The sequence below is a fragment of the Herbaspirillum lusitanum genome, assembly GCF_046025995.1.
GTDB classification, from domain to species: domain Bacteria; phylum Pseudomonadota; class Gammaproteobacteria; order Burkholderiales; family Burkholderiaceae_D; genus Herbaspirillum; species Herbaspirillum lusitanum_A.
This window is the reverse complement of sequence record NZ_JAQQFM010000014.1, coordinates 1-17,927: the sequence shown is the minus strand read 5'-3', so window position 1 is coordinate 17,927 and position 17,927 is coordinate 1. Positions and strand designations below refer to the sequence as shown.

Annotated in this window: 14 protein-coding genes; 9 read left to right on the top strand and 5 right to left on the bottom strand. The window is 61.2% G+C overall.

What is annotated here, in order from left to right; genetic code table 11:
• Positions 1–229: 229 nt before the first annotated feature.
• The 4 genes from dgoD to PQR62_RS23750 all read right to left on the bottom strand — a co-directional run bounded on the left by dgoD (position 230) and on the right by PQR62_RS23750 (position 4,151).
• Complete coding sequence (gene dgoD / locus PQR62_RS23765; protein WP_408160553.1) at positions 230–1,378, bottom strand: galactonate dehydratase; 1,149 nt, start codon at positions 1,376–1,378, stop codon at positions 230–232.
• Positions 1,379–1,488: 110 nt separating this feature from the next.
• Positions 1,489–2,124 (bottom strand): 2-dehydro-3-deoxy-6-phosphogalactonate aldolase, encoded by a 636-nt coding sequence (locus PQR62_RS23760; protein WP_408160552.1) that lies wholly within the window; start codon positions 2,122–2,124, stop codon positions 1,489–1,491.
• A gap of 78 nt (positions 2,125–2,202) precedes the next feature.
• Entirely contained in the window at positions 2,203–3,216 is a 1,014-nt protein-coding gene (locus PQR62_RS23755) for a 2-dehydro-3-deoxygalactonokinase (RefSeq protein WP_408160617.1), read from the bottom strand.
• A 14-nt stretch (positions 3,217–3,230) separates the two neighbouring features.
• Positions 3,231–4,151 carry an aldose 1-epimerase gene (locus PQR62_RS23750; protein ID WP_408160551.1) on the bottom strand — a complete coding sequence of 307 codons (921 nt, stop codon included), beginning with the start codon at positions 4,149–4,151 and terminating at the stop codon, positions 3,231–3,233.
• A gap of 460 nt (positions 4,152–4,611) precedes the next feature.
• Here PQR62_RS23750 and PQR62_RS23745 point away from each other — a divergent pair, with 460 nt between their 5' ends.
• The 9 genes from PQR62_RS23745 (at position 4,612) to PQR62_RS23705 (ending at position 16,409) form a co-directional block, all read left to right on the top strand.
• Positions 4,612–5,586 (top strand): ABC transporter substrate-binding protein, encoded by a 975-nt coding sequence (locus PQR62_RS23745; RefSeq protein ID WP_408160550.1) that lies wholly within the window; start codon positions 4,612–4,614, stop codon positions 5,584–5,586.
• Between the two features lie 119 nt (positions 5,587–5,705).
• Complete coding sequence (locus PQR62_RS23740) at positions 5,706–7,304, top strand: sugar ABC transporter ATP-binding protein (protein WP_408160549.1); 1,599 nt, start codon at positions 5,706–5,708, stop codon at positions 7,302–7,304.
• Complete coding sequence (locus PQR62_RS23735) at positions 7,301–8,383, top strand: ABC transporter permease (RefSeq protein WP_408160548.1); 1,083 nt, start codon at positions 7,301–7,303, stop codon at positions 8,381–8,383. Before PQR62_RS23740 ends, PQR62_RS23735 begins: the two co-directional genes overlap by 4 nt.
• Positions 8,380–9,429, top strand: a complete 1,050-nt coding sequence (yjfF, locus tag PQR62_RS23730) for a galactofuranose ABC transporter, permease protein YjfF (protein WP_408160547.1) — start codon at positions 8,380–8,382, stop codon at positions 9,427–9,429. Before PQR62_RS23735 ends, yjfF begins: the two co-directional genes overlap by 4 nt.
• Positions 9,430–9,690: 261 nt before the next feature.
• On the top strand, positions 9,691–10,764 hold the full coding sequence (gene chvE / locus PQR62_RS23725) for a multiple monosaccharide ABC transporter substrate-binding protein (protein WP_408160546.1): 1,074 nt from the start codon (positions 9,691–9,693) through the stop codon (positions 10,762–10,764).
• A 244-nt stretch (positions 10,765–11,008) separates the two neighbouring features.
• Entirely contained in the window at positions 11,009–12,538 is a 1,530-nt protein-coding gene (gene mmsA / locus PQR62_RS23720; RefSeq protein ID WP_408160545.1) for a multiple monosaccharide ABC transporter ATP-binding protein, read from the top strand.
• Positions 12,539–12,550: 12 nt separating this feature from the next.
• Positions 12,551–13,768: a multiple monosaccharide ABC transporter permease gene (gene mmsB, locus PQR62_RS23715; protein WP_408160544.1), complete on the top strand. Its 1,218-nt coding sequence runs from the start codon at positions 12,551–12,553 to the stop codon at positions 13,766–13,768.
• A 67-nt stretch (positions 13,769–13,835) separates the two neighbouring features.
• Positions 13,836–15,590, top strand: coding sequence for an IlvD/Edd family dehydratase (locus PQR62_RS23710; RefSeq protein ID WP_408160543.1), 1,755 nt, complete (start codon positions 13,836–13,838; stop codon positions 15,588–15,590).
• Between the two features lie 42 nt (positions 15,591–15,632).
• Positions 15,633–16,409 (top strand): SDR family NAD(P)-dependent oxidoreductase, encoded by a 777-nt coding sequence (locus tag PQR62_RS23705; RefSeq protein WP_408160542.1) that lies wholly within the window; start codon positions 15,633–15,635, stop codon positions 16,407–16,409.
• Positions 16,410–16,548: 139 nt separating this feature from the next.
• On the opposite strand, the gene PQR62_RS23700 is transcribed toward PQR62_RS23705, so the two are convergent.
• The gene (locus PQR62_RS23700) at positions 16,549–17,490 is read right to left on the bottom strand and encodes a LysR family transcriptional regulator (RefSeq protein WP_408160541.1); all 942 of its coding nucleotides are present in this window, start codon (positions 17,488–17,490) and stop codon (positions 16,549–16,551) included.
• Positions 17,491–17,927: the final 437 nt, after the last annotated feature.

The following is a 17,927-nucleotide window of genomic DNA, read 5'->3' as shown; positions in this document are numbered from 1 at the left end:
GGCGCGCGGATAAAAAAACGCCGGTGTCAAAGCCGGGAGTTTACCTGTTCGCATGAATGCGTGCAGGCTCCCGGCAGATCTGCCGGCGCAAGGAGGGAGATGAAACTGTTGCTATTGCCTGTCTGCTGCGACCAATGACGGAGCGTCATGCTGCTGAAGAACAAGGCACCGCCATCCTGAGTCGACGGCGGTGCGGGGAACGATCAATGCCGAGTCTCAGCTACGCCGATCACCATTCCGCGAAGCTGCCATCCTTGTGACGCCAGATCGGATTGCGCCAGCGATGGCCGATGGCGGCGCGCTGCTCGACATAGGCTTCGTTGATCTCTATGCCCAGACCCGGCCCTTGCGGAATCCTGACGTAGCCTTCCTCATAGGCGAACACGTTCTTGTCCTGCACGTAATCGAGCAGGTCATTGCTTTCGTTGTAGTGAATGCCCAGGCTTTGTTCCTGAATGAAGGCATTGTAGGCGCCGGCATCGACCTGCAGGCAGGCCGCCAGCGCGATCGGGCCGAGCGGGCAGTGCAAGGCCAGCGCGACGTCGTAGGCCTCGGCCATCTGCGCGATCTTGCGGGTTTCGGTGATGCCGCCGGCATGCGAGACATCGGGCTGGATGATGTCGACATAGCCTTCGCTGAGAATGCGTTTGAAGTCCCAGCGCGAATACAGGCGTTCGCCCAGCGCAATCGGGGTGCTGGTCAGATGCGCGATTTCCTTGAGCGCTTCATAGTTTTCGCTGAGCACCGGTTCTTCGATGAACATCAGCTTGTAGGGCTCCAGTTCCTTGATCAGCACCTTCGCCATCGGCTTGTGTACCCGGCCGTGGAAATCGACGCCGATGCCGACGTTCTGGCCTACCGCATCGCGCACCGCCGCCACGTTGGCCAGCGTCGCTTCGACCTTGTCGTAGCTGTCGATGAATTGCAGTTCTTCGGTGCCGTTCATCTTCACCGCAGTGAAGCCGCGCGCCACGGCATTCCTGGCTGCCGCCGCGGTGTCGGCCGGCCGGTCGCCGCCTATCCAGGAATAGACGCGGATGCTGTCGCGCACCGCGCCGCCCAGCAACTGATGCACCGGCAGGCCGAGCGCCTTGCCCTTGATATCCCACAGCGCCTGATCGATGCCGGCCAGCGCGCTCATGTGAATCGCACCGCCGCGATAGAAGCCGCCGCGATACAGCACGGTCCAGTGGTCTTCGATGTTGCGCGGATCCTTGCCGATGAGATAGTCGGCCAGCTCTTCAACGGCGGCGGCGACGCTGTGCGCGCGGCCTTCCACCACCGGCTCGCCCCAGCCGACGATGCCCTCGTCGGTTTCGATTTTCAGAAAACACCAGCGCGGCGGCACGATGTAGGTAGTCAGTTTGGTGATCTTCATGAACTTGCTTTCTTTTCCTTTGCGTCGTTGCGGGCGGAAGGCCGCGTCTGCTATGCAGCCTTCCTGGTGCTGAAATCCTTGTGTTGAATCCTTGTGTCGTCGCCGCTGCCTCAGGACTGCAGGGCCTGCCAGGCGCTGACGAATGCCGCTGCACGGCGCGCCACTTCCTGCGCCGGGGTACCGGGCGCATACAGCGCCGAGCCCAGGCCGAAACCGGAAGCGCCGGCCGCGCTGAATACCGCCATGCCCTCGGGCGTGATGCCGCCCACCGGCACCAGCGCGATATTGCGGGCGATGACGGCACGCCAGGCTTTCACCACCTGCGGGCCGAGTTGCTCAGCCGGGAACATCTTCAATACATCGGCGCCGGCGGCCAGCGCGGCGAAAGCTTCCGTGACGGTCGCCACGCCGGGCGCGCACAGCAGACCGGCTGCTTTGGCGGCGCGGATCACGGCGCCATCGCTGTGCGGCATCACGATCAGTTCGCCGCCGGCGGCCTTGACCTGCGCCACATGTTCAGCGCTCAGCACGGTGCCGGCGCCGACCACGCAATCAGGCGGCAGCTTGTTGCGCAGCGCTTCTATGCTCTGTAGCGGCTCGGGCGAATTCAAGGGCACTTCGATGATGCGAAAGCCGGCCTCATACAAGGCCAGCCCGATCCCGCCGACTTCATCGGGGCGCACGCCGCGCAGGATCGCGATCAGACCGCATTGCTGCATGGCGATCTGGAATGTGGAGTTGAGCATGGCTTTTTCTTTGTCTGGTGATGCTGATAGGAGTGCTGATGTGGGATCAATGTCAGGGGCTGAGTCGGGGCTGGTGCATCAGGCCACCAGTCCGGCATGCCGCGCCAGTTTCCACAGTCCGTGTTCGGTCGCCTGCTGCGCCAGCGTGACCGGCCCGACGCCGTACAGATCGAGCGCCAGCCGGTAGCGCTTGCACAGCGCGGCGTCGCCGATCAGCGCGAGGCGTTGCGGTGAAAAATCATGGGCGGTGGCCAGCAGCTGCTTGAGCGCAGCGATCTCATGGCCGATCAGCAGACCCGACAGATAGTCGGCCTGTGCGGTCGGCAGCAATTCTCCGGTCAGTCCCAGCGTGCGGCTGCTGAAGATGGTGGACAACACGCCGGCATTGCCGTCGGCAGTCTGCGCCACGCGCGCGCCGCGCACGAAGGCCGCCTCATCCGAGGCTTGCGAGGGATCGCGTTGCATGGTGCGGCCGAGGATGGTGTGGGCGCACAGCGCGCCATACACTTCGCCGGTCATGAAGGTGTCGAAATGGGCGATGCGGCCGTTGCTCACGCGCACCCATTTCGAATGCGTGCCGGGCAGGCCGATCAGTACTTCTTTTTCCGGCCATTGCGCCAGCGCGCCGATCACCTGCGTCTCTTCGCCGCGCATCACATTGGGCAGCGTCGATACCTGCAGCAGGCCGGGCACGATGTAGAGCGGTCCGCCGATGCCTGTTTCCACGCGCGTGAGCTTGCGGCCAATGCGATCCGGCGCCAGCGGCACCGTCAGATAGGGGGCTTCGCACCAGCCCTGTTTGCTGCCCACCATGCCGGCGGCGATCAGCGGCGCTTCGGGTGCCGCAGCGATCCAGTCGGCGCAGGCCTTGTGCAGTGCGCGGCGGAAGCCGGCGTGCTGGCCGGAACAATCGGGCTGGTCGGCGTCTTCCGCCGCCGGCAGATTCATGATGCCCCATGGATGGCTGCGTTGTTCCAGCACCTTGCCGGCGGCGTCGAAACGATAGCAGCGCAGTGAAGAGGTGCCCCAGTCGAGTGCAATCAGCGCGGTGGCGCCTTCTTCAGCCTTGTCCGTGTCTTGCTGCTGGTTCATCTGCGTCATGGCTTTCACAGTTCGCTGACCGAAAAGCGCGTCAGCAGCACCATGTCGGCGCCCGGGGCGAGATCGATCAGGCCGGGGCGGCCCGGCATGTGGAAGGCGTCGATAGGATGCGTGATCGGCTCCAGGCAGAAGTAGTCGAGACCGGGCGGCCGGTACAACAGGGTGTAACCGCTGCGGTCTTGCGTGTGCATGTGCAGCCGCAGCTTGTGCTGCGGATAGTCGATCAGCGCGATGCCGTCCCAGCCTTCATAGCAGTTGTCGATCAGCGCGCCGTCCACCGGGGCGGCGCGGTTGTAATCCCAGCCCGGCGGCAGCTCTTGGGTGAAGCCGGTCGGAATCGGATCGGCGCCGCACAGCCACACGCCGCGCGAGCGGAACTGCAGACGCGTTTCCGCGTCGCGCGGAAAATAAGGATGCAGGCCGAGACCGAACGGCAGCGTCTGCCGGCCGGTATTGGCCACCCGCAATTCCAGTTCCAGCGCGTTGTCGCGCAGCGTCAGCAACTGCTTGGCGTGATAGCGATAGGGATTGCCGTCGAACTGATCCGAATGCAGCTCCAGCGTCAGGCGATCATCGCTCTGCATGGTGATCTGCCAGGCCTGCAGCCAGCCGTCGCCGTGGATAGGGTAGATCTCGCCGCTGCGATTCGGGCTGATCGCCTGCTGCGATCCCGCCGCCTCGAAACCGCCGTCGGTAATGCGGTTCGACCACGGCACCAGCGGAAAGCAGGCGGTGCTGTAGAGATCGCGGCTGCGGCCGTCCCAGGGGCGGAACAGCGCAGTCCAGCGATCGTCCTGCTGCCAGTCCCAGGCGGCGATGCTGCCGCCCAGATCCGGCAGCACGCTCAGGCGCTGACGACCGGATTGCAGAATGACGGGCGCCGGCAAAGCTCGGGCGCTGTGATTGACGCGTGCTGGGGAGGGCATAGAGTCTCGCTTGTCTCGCATATCGTTATAGTGCTGCGGTGGTGCGGCCGGCCGGTCTGAACACGACAGGGCAAAGCCAAAATCAGGGCGATGCTATCACCGGCCACCGATGCGGAATAATGAAAAAAAGATGGAAAGTGATATCGAAAATGACAGGCGTGCCGCAGGGCGAGGTGAATCGGATCGGCAATTTCGCCGCGCGTGATTTCACCGCCGGCCTAGGCGATGCTTATGCATCTGTCAATGCGCGAAACGATATCGAAAAGCGCTAAAAATTCATTGGATAGATATTTCTCACACTCCTAATATTGAGCCGCGCAATCAGGCCGGGCTTGCACGCCGGAGCTTGCATGAAGCCTGAATGCCAGCGACCGGAACAGCGCATCCGTCACGGATGAACAAGCTGCCGGCGCCACCAATAACAAGGGAAATCGACGATTTTCCATAACGGAGACAAGCAATGAAAATGACGCGCAGAGCGCTCTTGGGCGCAGCTATCACCATAGGATTCGCGGCTGCTGCCGGCCACACTTCGCTGGCGCTGGCCGACAAGCCGCTGACCATCGGCTTCTCGCAGGTCGGTGCCGAAAGCGAATGGCGCACCGCCAATACGGTCTCGATCAAGGACGCGGCCAAGCAGGCCGGCGTCAATCTGAAGTTTGCCGACGCCCAGCAAAAGCAGGAAAACCAGGTCAAGGCGATTCGCTCCTTCATTGCGCAAAAGGTCGACGTGATCGCCTTCTCGCCGGTGGTGGAGTCGGGCTGGGACACCGTGCTGCGCGAAGCCAAGGCCGCCAAGATCCCGGTGATCCTGACTGACCGCGCGGTCAACGTCAGCGACAAATCCCTGTACGTGACCTTCATCGGTTCCGACTTCGTGGAAGAAGGCCGGCGCGCCGCGCGCTGGCTGCTGGAACGCGCCAAGACCCTGCCGGCCGGCGACATCAATATCGTCGAGCTGCAAGGCACAGTCGGCTCGGCGCCGGCAATTGATCGCAAGTCCGGCTTCGAGCAGGAGATCAAGGCCAATCCGAATCTGAAGATCATCCGTTCGCAGACCGGCGACTTCACCCGCGCCAAGGGCAAGGAAGTGATGGAAGCCTTCCTCAAGGCGGACGGCAAGAAGATCAACGTGCTCTATGCGCACAACGACGATATGGCGATCGGCGCCATCCAGGCCATCGAAGAAGCCGGACTGAAACCGGGCAAGGACATTCTGGTGATCTCCATCGACGGCGTGAAGGGCGCGTTTGAAGCCATGATGGCCGGCAAGCTGAACGTGACGGTGGAGTGCAGCCCGCTGCTCGGCCCGCAACTGATGTCGATTGCCAGGGACGTCAAGGCCGGCAAGCCAGTGCCGAAACGCATCACCACCGAAGAAGGCGTGTTCCCGGCAGAAGTCGCGGCCAAGGAATTCCCGAACCGCAAATATTGATCGGCCGATCGGGTCTGTTCGGACCTGATTCCTGCGCGTCGGCGACAGCGCGGTTGACCCCGGAGAACGGGCTCAACTGCGTTGCTGCAGCCGCGCATTCGCAATTTTCCGGAGTGCTGATGAGCAGTGCATCAATCGATCAAAGCAGGGGCACGCGGCATGCATCCTTGTCGCCGGTGCTGGAGCTGAGCGGCATCGACAAGGCCTTCGCCGGCGTCAAGGCGCTCAGCGATGTCGGTTTGCGTCTGTATGCCGGCGAAGTGCATACCCTGATGGGGCAGAACGGCGCCGGCAAGTCGACCCTGATCAAGGTGCTGACCGGCGTGTATTCGCCCGACAGCGGCCGCGTGCTGCTGGAGGGGCGGCCGATTCAGGCCAGCTCGACGCAACATGCGCAGGAGCTGGGTATCAGCACCGTGTATCAGGAAGTCAATCTCTGTCCCAATCTGTCGGTGGCGGAAAATATTTTCATCGGCCGTTATCCGCGCCGCTTCGGCATGATCGACTGGAAGCGCATGCACGCCGAAGCCGCGCGTCTGCTGACGCAGTTGCAGATCGAAGTGGATGTGACGGCGCAGTTGTCCGACTATCCGCTGGCGATTCAGCAGATGGTGGCGATCTCGCGCGCCTTGTGCGTCTCGGCCAGGGTGCTGATTCTGGACGAGCCGACTTCCAGCCTGGATGAGGCGGAAGTGCAGCAACTGTTCAAGGTCTTGCGCCGCCTGCGCGAGCAGGGCATGGCGATTCTGTTCGTCACGCATTTCCTGGAGCAGACCTACGAAATTTCCGACCGCATCACGGTGCTGCGCAACGGCGTGCGCGAAGGTGAATATGCGGTCAGCGCGCTGTCGCGGCTGGAGCTGGTGAACAAGATGGTCGGTGCGCCGGCCGTCGATCACGCGCGGGCGCAGGCCGGTGCGGAAGCGGCGGTGATTGCTTCAACCGGCGCTGCTGCAACGGCGGTGGCCGACAATCAGGCGGCCGCCGGCGAAGTATTTTTGCAGGCGCGCGGTTTCGGTCGCAAGGGCGCGCTGGCGCCGCAGGATATCGACATTCGCGCCGGTGAAGTGTTCGGTCTGTGCGGTTTGCTGGGGTCGGGACGGACTGAAACCGCACGTCTGCTGTTCGGCGCCGACAAGGCCGACAGCGGCGAGCTGCAGGTGCGCGGAAAGACGCTCAAGCTGAACGCGCCGCGCGATGCGATTGCCGCCGGCATCGGCTTCTGTTCCGAAGACCGCAAGAAAGAAGGCGCGATTCTGGATCTGTCGGTGCGTGAAAACATCGTGCTGGCGCTGCAGGCGCGCCAGGGCTTGCTGCACGTGATTCCACGCCGGCGCCAGAATCAGATCGCGCTGGATTACGTGAAATGGCTGGGCATCAAGACTGCCGACATCGAAACGCCGATCGGCCTGCTGTCCGGCGGCAATCAGCAAAAGGCGCTGCTGGCGCGCTGGCTGGCGACCGACCCGGGCATGCTGATTCTGGATGAGCCGACGCGCGGCATCGACGTGCGCGCCAAGCAGGAAATCATGGATTTCGTCATCGCCATGTGCCGCAAGGGCATGGCGATTCTGTTCATCTCGTCCGAGATTCCCGAAGTCCTGCGCTGCAGCGATCGCATGCTGGTGCTGCGCGATCGCGAAGCCTGCGGCCAGTACCGGCGCGGCGAACTGGATGAAAGCTCGGTATTGCAAGTGATCGCGGGAGAGTGTGCGTGAGTATGTCGATTCATTCAAAACTGGAAGCCGGGCAGGGCGGCTCGGGCGGTCTGCGCCGTCTGTTTGGTCTGGCCGGAAGTCATCCGCTGTTGCGCCCGCTGGGCGCGCTGGCGGTGCTGCTGCTGATCGACCTGATCATGATCCCCGGTTTCTTTCATCTGGAAATCAAGGACGGCCATCTCTACGGCAGCGTGATCGACATCGTCAATCGCGCCGCGCCGCTGATGCTGGCGGCGCTCGGCATGACGCTGGTGATCGCCACGCGCGGCGTGGATATTTCGGTCGGCGCGGTGGTGGCGATCTCCGGCACCGTCGCCGCGCTGCTGATCGGCGGCAAGATGGTGATGGTGGACGGCGTGCAGCAAACCATCAGCAATATCCCCATGGTGTGGGCGCTGGCTGCCGCGATGGGGGCGGCGATACTGTGCGGCGCCTGGAACGGTCTGCTGGTCGCCGGGCTGGGTCTGCAACCCATCATCGCCACCCTGATTCTGATGGTGGCCGGGCGCGGGCTGGCGCAGTTGCTGACCGATGGCCAGATCGTCACGGTCTACTACAAGCCCTTCTTTTATCTGGGCAGCGGCTATCTGTTCGGCCTGCCGTTTTCACTGTTCATCGCGGCCGGCATGTTCGTGCTGATGGCGCTCCTGATGCGCAAGACCGCGCTGGGCCTGTTCATCCAGTCGGTCGGCATCAATCCGGTGGCGTCGCGCCTGGCCGGCATCCGCACTGCCGCGCTGATCTTCTTCGTTTACATGTTCTGCAGCGCCTGTGCCGGTCTGGCCGGGCTGATGATCAGCGCCAACATCAAGAGCGCCGACGCCAACAATGCCGGCCTGCTGCTGGAGCTCGATGCGATTCTGGCGGTGACGCTGGGCGGCACCTCGCTGGCCGGCGGCAAGTTCAGCCTGGTCGGCAGCGTGATCGGGGCGCTGATCATTCAGACCCTGACCTACACCATCTATTCGCTGGGCGTGCCGCCGGAAGTGAACATGGTGGTCAAGTCCATCGTGGTGTTTCTGGTGTGCATGTCGCAGTCGCCGGAATTCCGCCGCATTTTCAGATCGGCCAAATCATGAAGCTCTCCAGCCGTCTTGCGGCACTGTCCGCTGCGCCTTATTTCACTTCGCTGATCACAGTGGCCTTGCTGTTGCTGATGCTGGCCCTGGGCGCAGTCGGCTACACCGGATTCCTGTCGACGCAGGTCATGCTCAATCTGCTGATCGACAACGCCTACCTGCTGGTGATCGCCATCGGCATGAGTTTCGTGATCCTGTCGGGCGGCATCGATCTCTCGGTAGGCTCGGTGCTGGCCCTGACCACCATGCTGTCGGCCTGGCTGCTGCAGGTCTGGCACTGGCCGCCGCTGCTGGTAATCGTCTGCGTGCTGGCGCTGGGCGCGCTGTTCGGCGCCGTCATGGGAGCCTTGATCCATTTCTTCAGATTGCAGGCCTTCATCGTCACGCTGGCCGGCATGTTTCTGGCGCGCGGCCTGTGTTATCTGATCAGCATCAATTCCATCACCATCGACGATCCGCTGTTCGTCGCCATGTCGCAGACGCGCTTGGAGTTCGGTGAGGTGTTCATCTCGCCGAGCGTGGTGATCGCGCTGGCGGTGCTGGCGCTGGCGATCTGGATGGGGCATTACACGCGTTTCGGCCGTGCGGTCTACGCCGTCGGCGGCAACGAACAATCGGCGCTGCTGATGGGCCTGCCCGTGGGACGCACCAAGGTCATGATTTATGCCTTCAGCGGTTTCTGTGCGGCGATGGGCGGCGTGCTTTTTTCTTTTTACATGCTGTCCGGTTACGGTTTGCATGCGCAAGGCGCCGAGCTCGACGCGATTGCAGCGGTCGTGATCGGCGGCACGCTGCTGACCGGCGGTTACGGTTACGTGGCAGGAACTTTGACCGGCGTTTTGATTCTAGGCGTGATCCAGACCCTGATTGCTTTCGACGGCACGCTCAGTTCGTGGTGGACCAAGATTTTCATCGGAGCGCTGCTGTTCATCTTTTGCGTGGCGCAGCGCATCATTTCTGTGGGTAGCGGAAAACGTGCCGCGCACAAGGCCAGTGCCCCGCAAACCGGTGTGCAGCCGGGGCGGGAATCATTGGCGGGAGGTTAAGAACAGTCAAGGGGAGTCAGGGAGAGGCGCCGGCAGCATCATGCGTCGTCATCAGCTTGTCAGTGAGTTGTCATTAATCAGGGAAGGGATGTCAAAAACCATATCTGTTTCAGCAAAAAAGTCATTAGAAATGTATTAGTGAAGCCATTATCGTAGAGCCTCAATAAAAATCATGGGGCCAATTCACGAAAGTGGCCGCGTGTAACAAGTACAAAAGTACTCAAAAGTACACGCCAATCAAATCAACAAGGAGACATAACAATGAAAATCAAATCGATACTGGCCGCCCTCACCGTTGGCATGGGCATGAGCCTGATGGTCATGAGCGCCCCGGTCAGCGCACAGAGCAAATCCCTGGTCGGCGTGGCCATGCCGACCAAATCGTCGGCACGCTGGATCGCCGACGGCAACAATATGGTCAAGGTGCTCAAGGAAAAGGGCTATCAGGCCGACCTGCAATTCGCTGAAGACGACATCCCGAATCAGCTGTCGCAGATCGAGAACATGCTGACCAAGGGCGCCAAGGTGCTGGTGATCGCCGCGATCGACGGCACCACCCTGACCGACGTGCTGCAAAAGGCGGCCGACAAGGGCGTCAAGGTCATCGCCTATGACCGTCTGATCCGCGGCTCCAAGAACGTTGACTATTACGCTACCTTCGACAACTTCCAGGTCGGCGTGCTGCAAGCCAGCTCGCTGGAAAAGGCGCTGGGCCTGAAAGAAGGCAAGGGCCCGTTCAACATCGAACTGTTCGGCGGCTCGTCTGACGACAACAACGCATTCTTCTTCTACAACGGCGCCATGTCGGTGCTGAAGCCCTACATCGACAAGGGCAAGCTGGTGGTGCGCAGCAAGCAGATGGGCATGGACAAGGTCGCGACCCTGCGCTGGGACGGCGCCACTGCCCAGGCCCGCATGGACAATCTGCTGTCGGCCTACTACTCCAGTGCACGCGTCGATGCCGTACTGTCGCCGTATGACGGCATCAGTATCGGTATCCTGTCCTCGCTGCGCGGCGTGGGCTACGGTTCGGCGCAGCAACCCTTCCCGTTCGTGAGCGGTCAGGATGCTGAAGTGCCGTCGGTCAAATCCATCATCCGCGGCGAACAGTATTCGACCATCTTCAAGGACACCCGCGAACTGGCCAAGGTGACGGTCGGCATGGTCGATTCCCTGCTGGGCGGCAAGCAGCCACAGATCAACGACACCAAGACTTATAACAATGGCGTCAAGGTGGTGCCGGCCTTCCTGCTCAAGCCGGTGGTGGTCGACAAGAGCAACTGGAAGCCGGTGCTGATCGACAGCGGCTACTACACCGAAGCGCAGGTCAAGTAAGCCGATGCGGACGGCGCCGCTCCTGAACCAGCGCGCCGCCGTCCTTCTTTCGCCTTCGCCACATGACATCGCAATAAGCAACAAGCATGGTCCCGCTTCTGTGCGGGATCATTGCGTTCGACCTTAAGCCGCACACGCAAGGCCGCCGGGCAGGCATATCACCTGTCGGCTCGACCCAGTCAAACCGCAAGACCGGCGCGGCAGCAGAATGCCCGGCGCCGGTGCAGAACAAGAGGTCCGCATCATGAACAACATTCTGGAAATGCGCAGCATCGAGAAGAGTTTCCCGGGTGTGAAAGCGCTCAACAACGTCAACCTGGCGGTGCGTGAAGGAGAGATTCACGCCATCGTCGGCGAAAACGGCGCCGGTAAATCCACGCTCATGAAAGTCCTGAGCGGCGTCTATCCCCACGGTTCCTATTCCGGCGACATCGTCTATCAAGGCGACGTGCGCGCCTTCAAGAACATCCGCGACAGCGAACATCTGGGCATCATCATCATCCATCAGGAGCTGGCGCTGGTGCCGCTGCTGTCGGTGATGGAAAATCTGTTCCTCGGCAATGAACAAGCGCGTGCCGGCGTGATCGACTGGGAACAGTCTTACGCGCGCGCCAAGGCCTTGCTGGCCAAGGTCGGCCTGAAGGAATCGCCGCTGACGCTGGTCAACAATCTCGGCGTCGGCAAGCAGCAGCTGATCGAGATCGCCAAGGCCTTGTCGAAGGAAGTCAAACTGCTGATCCTCGACGAGCCGACCGCCAGCCTCAACGAAAGCGACAGCGATGCCTTGCTGGAGCTGCTGCTGGAACTCAAGACCCAGGGTATTTCCTCGATCCTGATCTCGCACAAGCTCAACGAAATTTCCAAGGTGGCCGATTCGATTACGGTACTGCGCGACGGTGCCACCGTCGATACCTTCGACTGCCGCCAGGAAGCCATCAGCGAAGACCGCATCATCCAGAACATGGTGGGGCGCGAGATGGCCGACCGCTATCCGCAGCGCACGCCGGAAATCGGCGACATCATTCTCGAAGTGCGCGACTGGCGCGTGCACCATCCGCTGTATCCGGACCGTGAAGTCATTAAGGGCGTCAACATGCATGTGCGCGCCGGCGAAATCGTCGGCATCGCCGGCCTGATGGGCGCCGGCCGCACCGAGCTGGCCAAGAGCATCTTCGGCCGCGCCTACGGCAAGAAGATCAGCGGCCAGGCCTTCATGCATGGCAAGGAAGCCGATCTCAGCACCATCCAGAAAGCGATTGCCAAGGGCATCGCCTACGTCACGGAAGACCGCAAGGGCGATGGCCTGGTGCTGGAAGACGACATAAAGAAAAACATTTCTCTGGCCAATCTGGGCGGGGTGTCCGAACGCACCGTGATCGACGAGCAGCGCGAATACAAGGTCGCCAGCGACTTCCGCAGCCAGATGCGGATCCGCTGTTCCAGCGTCCTGCAGAAGGTGGTCAACCTGTCCGGCGGCAACCAGCAGAAAGTGGTGCTCAGCAAATGGCTGTTTTCCAGCCCGGAAGTGCTGATCCTGGACGAGCCCACACGCGGCATCGACGTCGGCGCCAAGTTCGAGATCTACAACATCATCAGCCGCCTGGCGGCAGACGGCAAATGCATCATCATGATTTCTTCTGAAATGCCGGAGCTGCTGGGCATGTGCGATCGCATCTATGTCATGAACGAAGGGCAGTTCGTCGGTGAATTCAGCGATGAGGATGTGAGCCAGGAAAAAATCATGCGTGCAATTGTGCGCAACGTACGTGTCTGAGGAGTGAGAAGAATGGAGAGCATCAACATGAGCAAGAAATCGGCGCTGGCCGGAGCCGGCGCAGAGACCGAAAAGAAGGACTATGCCGGTTTTCTGAAGAACAACATGCGCGAATACGGCATGCTGATGTCGCTGGCGGCGATCATGATCTTCTTCCAGATCATGACCGACGGCACGCTGATGCGGCCGCTCAATCTGACCAATCTGGTGCTGCAGAACAGTTACATCGTGATCATGGCGCTGGGCATGCTGATGGTGATCGTGGCCGGCCACATCGACTTGTCGGTGGGCTCGGTGGTCGGTCTGATCGGCGCGCTGGCGGCGGTGCTGATGGTGGACTACGGCATGGATTTCGTGTCGGCCTCTATCATCTGTCTGATCGCAGGCGGCGTCATCGGCGCCGCGCAGGGGTACTGGATCGCCTATTTCAAGATCCCGTCCTTCATCGTCACGCTGGCCGGCATGCTGGTGTTCAAGGGCATGGCGCTGGCGCTGCTGCAAGGCCAGTCGCTCGGACCATTCCCGCCGGCCTTCCAGATGCTGAGCTCGGGTTTCATTCCTGAGGTGACCGGCAACGCCCAGTTCCGCACCACCTCGCTGATCGTCGGCATTGTCGCCGCCATCGTGCTGATCGCGGTCAAGATTCACGGCCGCCGCAAGCAGACCAAGCACGGCATGGAAGACGAACCGCAACTGTTCTTCCTGCTCAAGAACGTGGTGTTCTCGGTCATCATCATCGCCTTCAGTTATCTGCTGGCGACCTACAAGGGCATGCCGAACGTGCTGATCATCATGTTCGCGCTGATGGTGCTGTACACCTTCGTCACCAATCGCACCACGCTGGGCCGTCGCGTCTACGCGGTGGGCGGCAATGAAAAGGCGGCCAAGCTGTCCGGCATCAAGACCGAGCGCGTGAGCTTTCTGACCTTCGTCAACATGGGCGTACTCGCAGCGCTGGCCGGCCTGATCTTCGCGGCGCGTCTGAATACCGCGACGCCGAAGGCCGGTCTCGGCTTCGAGCTGGACGTGATCGCAGCCTGCTTCATCGGCGGCGCATCGGCCTCGGGCGGCGTCGGCAAGGTGATGGGCGCGGTGATCGGCGCCTTCATCATGGGCGTGATGAACAACGGCATGTCGATCATGGGCATCGGCATCGACTATCAACAGATGATCAAGGGTCTGGTGCTGCTGATGGCGGTGTGCTTCGACGTCTACAACAAGAACAAGTAAGCCGACGCATCAAGCGCAGTTTCAGCAAGACCCGGCAGCAACACCTATAAAAACGGAAAGCCTCAGGATGAACGACAAGAAAGACAAGACCCGCAAGCTGCGTTCGGCGGCGTGGTTCGGCACCGCCGACAAGAACGGCTTCATGTATCGCAGCTGGATGAAGAACCAGGGGATTCCGGATCACGAATTTCAAGGCAAGCCGGTGATCGGCATCTGCAACACCTGGTCCGAGCTGACGCCATGTAATGCTCACTTCCGCAAGATCGCGGAACACGTGCGGCGCGGCATCATTGAGGCGGGCGGTTTCCCGGTCGAGTTTCCGGTGTTCTCCAACGGCGAATCGAATCTGCGACCGACCGCGATGCTGACGCGCAATCTGGCCAGCATGGACGTCGAGGAGTCGATACGCGGCAATCCCATCGACGCCGTGGTCTTGCTGACCGGCTGCGACAAGACCACGCCGGCCCTGCTGATGGGCGCCGCCAGTTGCGACGTGCCGGCCATCGTGGTGACCGGCGGTCCGATGCTCAACGGCAAGCATCACGGTAAGGACATTGGTTCCGGCACCGTGGTCTGGCAACTCAGCGAACAGGTCAAGGCCGGCACCATCAGCCTGCATGAATTTATGTCGGCGGAAGCCGGCATGTCGCGCTCCGCCGGCACCTGCAACACCATGGGCACAGCCTCGACCATGGCCTGCATGGCCGAAGCGCTGGGCACTTCGCTGCCGCATAACGCCGCGATTCCGGCGGTTGATGCGCGCCGCTATGTGCTGGCGCACATGTCAGGCATGCGCATCGTCGACATGGTGTGGGAAGACCTGCGCCTGTCCAAGATCCTGACGCGCGAAGCCTTTGAAAATGCGATTCGCGTCAATGCCGCCATCGGCGGTTCGACCAATGCGGTGATTCACCTCAAGGCCATCGCCGGCCGTATCGGCGTCGACCTGGAGCTGGAAGACTGGACCAGCATAGGACGCGGCACGCCGACCATCGTCGATCTGCAGCCCTCGGGCCGGTTCCTGATGGAAGAGTTCTATTACGCCGGCGGCTTGCCGGCGGTGCTGCGCCGTCTCGGCGAAGCCGATCTGATTCCGCACAAGAACGCGCTGACCGCCAACGGTCAGACCATCTGGGAAAACACCCAGACTGCGCCGATCTACAACGACGAAGTGATTCGTTCGCTGCAAAATCCGCTGATCGATGACGGAGGCATGTGCATCCTGCGCGGCAATCTGGCGCCGCGCGGTGCGGTGCTGAAACCTTCGGCGGCCTCGCCCGAGCTGATGAAGCATCGCGGCAAGGCGGTGGTGTTTGAGGACTTTTCGCACTACAAGGAACGCATCAACGATCCCGATCTGGAGGTCGATGCCAGCTCGGTGCTGGTGATGAAGAACTGCGGCCCCAAGGGCTATCCCGGCATGGCTGAAGTCGGCAACATGGGCCTGCCGCCCAAGCTGCTGGCGCTGGGCGTGAAAGACATGGTGCGCATTTCCGATGCGCGCATGAGCGGCACCGCCTACGGCACCGTGGTCTTGCACGTGGCGCCGGAAGCGGCTGCCGGCGGTCCGCTGGGCATCGTGCAGGATGGCGATTTCATTGAGCTGGACGGTTACGCCGGGCGTTTGCATCTGGACATCAGCGACGAAGAAATGGCGCGTCGCCAGACCGAACGTGCTGCGCAGCAGGCTGAAAAAGTACCGGCGATGCAGGGCGGTTATCAGTCGCTGTACATCGACCGCGTGCTGCAGGCGGATCAGGGTTGCGATTTCGATTTTCTGGTCGGCTGCCGCGGCGCCGGCGTGCCCAAGCATTCGCACTGATCGCCGCCCACTGAACACATCAATACGCATACAGGAGCACACATGTCAGACACTTATCAATTGGCCAGCTACCCCAGCCTGCGCGGTAAACGGGTCTTCGTCACCGGCGGCGGCACCGGCATCGGTGCCGCCATCGTCAGCGCATTGGCCGAGCAGGGCGCGCTGGTCGCCTTCGTCGATATCGCCACCGAAGCCAGCGAAGTGCTGTGCCGCAAGCTGGCCGACGCCGGTTTGCCGAAGCCGGTATTCCGTCATTGCGACTTGCGCGATATCGCCGCGCTGCAAAAAGACATCGCCGAGATCGCGGAACAGATCGGCGACTTCGACGTGCTGGTCAACAATGCCGCCAACGACGAGCGCCACAAGCTGGAAGACGTGACGCTGGAATATTGGGACAACCGCATCGCCATCAATCAGCGTCCATCCTTTTTCGCGGTGCAGTCGGTGGTGCCGGGCATGAAGAAAAAGGGCGGCGGTTCCATCATCAATTTCAGCTCTATCAGCTGGCACAGTTCCAGCGGCGGCTTCCCGGTCTACACCACTGCCAAGTCTTCGGTGCTGGGCCTGACGCGCGGCCTCGCGCGCGATCTCGGTCCGCACAAGATTCGCGTCAATACGGTGACGCCGGGCTGGGTCATGACCGAGCGTCAGATCGCGCTGTGGCTGGATGAGGAAGGCAAGCAATCGATCAAGCGCAATCAATGTCTGCAAGGCGAGTTGCTGCCCTGGCATCTGGCGCGCATGGTGCTGTTCCTTGCCTCCGACGACAGCCTGATGTGCACTGCGCAGGAATTCATCGTGGATGCCGGCTGGGTCTGAGCCCCTGTCGTCATCGAAATTGATCCGGCCACCGACGTAAAAAAGAACGGCGCCTCCAGACGGGGGCGCCGTTCTTTTGTGGGGGCTGCTTGCGCTCTGAAGTGAGCATGAAAAGCTGTCGCCGATCGGCGACAGCGCCTCAGTAAATCATCTTCGCCACATCGCGTATCGAATCCAGCAGGATCGTTGCGCCCGGCGACAGCAGATGATCGCGTCGCGTGATGATGCCGAAACCGTCCATGCGGCAGGGCAGCTCGATGGGCAGGATATCCATCAGTCGCGCCTGCGTGTAATAGCGCGCCACTTCGGTCGGCATCGCGTACAGGAAATCGGTCTGCTGCAGCAGGCTGGTGATGAAGAGAATGGCGGCGGTGTCCACCACATTGGCCGGCGGCGCCAGCCCTTCTTCGCGGAACATGCGGTCGCAGCGCGCACGCAAGATGCTGCCCTTGGGCGCCATGATCCAGGCTTCGTTGGCGATGTCGGACAAGGCCAGATTCTTGCGCGCATGCAGCGGATGGCCGACGCGTGCGACGGCGCAGATCGGTTCATCCGCCAATTCTTCATAGTGCAGATTGTCGCTGCTCTCCTCGTCGAGAATGCGGGCGATCAGAAAATCCAGCTCGCCGTGCAGCAGATGCGACAGCAAGATGTTGCTGCTCTCCACTTGCACGCCGATACGCAGCATCGGCGACTCTTCCTTCACGCGGGCAATGGCCGGCGGCAGCAAGGCCATGCCGGGCGAGAGAATCACGCCGACATCGACCTGCCCGGCCAGACCGGACTTGAGCGCCACGATATCTTCATGTGCTTTTGACAAGGCCGTCAGCGCCATGCGCGCATGACGGATCATCGCTTCGCCGTAGATGGTGGGGCGCATGCCGCGCGGCAGGCGTTCGAACAGCGAAACGCCGAGCATGTCTTCAAGATCCTTGAGCTGCTTGGAGGCAGCCGGCTGAGTCATGTTGAGCTCGGTGGAGGCGCGGTGAATGTTGCGCGTGTCGTCGAGAGCGATTAACAGCAGAAGTTGGCGTGTTTTTAATCGTGCTCGCAGAAACCAGTTTGGATCACTGTTTTTCATATGTCTCCGTGAGATTTTTTTTGTGAGTCGATGATATCAAATCGCGTATCGGATTTGCGAAAGAATTCATTGGAAAGACATATCGCGAATCCTTAGTATCTAGCTCCGCAGCACTGTATTTACATCTGTAATTTGATAAAACAATTTGCAGATCGCGCTGGCGGTAATGGGTGCAGGCATCACAAAAATAAGTTGGGAGATCGTCAACGATCAATCCCGGCGCAAAAATAACTTAAACAGAAAATCCACGGAGACTATTCATGAAGCAAATGAGTCCATCCTTTACTCCGGTAAAGGCATTGTGCGCAGCCGCGCTGTTCGGTTCCTGCGCAGTATCTGCGCAAGCACAGACCAGCGTCACCATCTACGGCCGGGTGGTTGCCGGTATCGACATTCAAAGCAATGTGCATCAGGCCAACGGCAACACCGGCACGCAA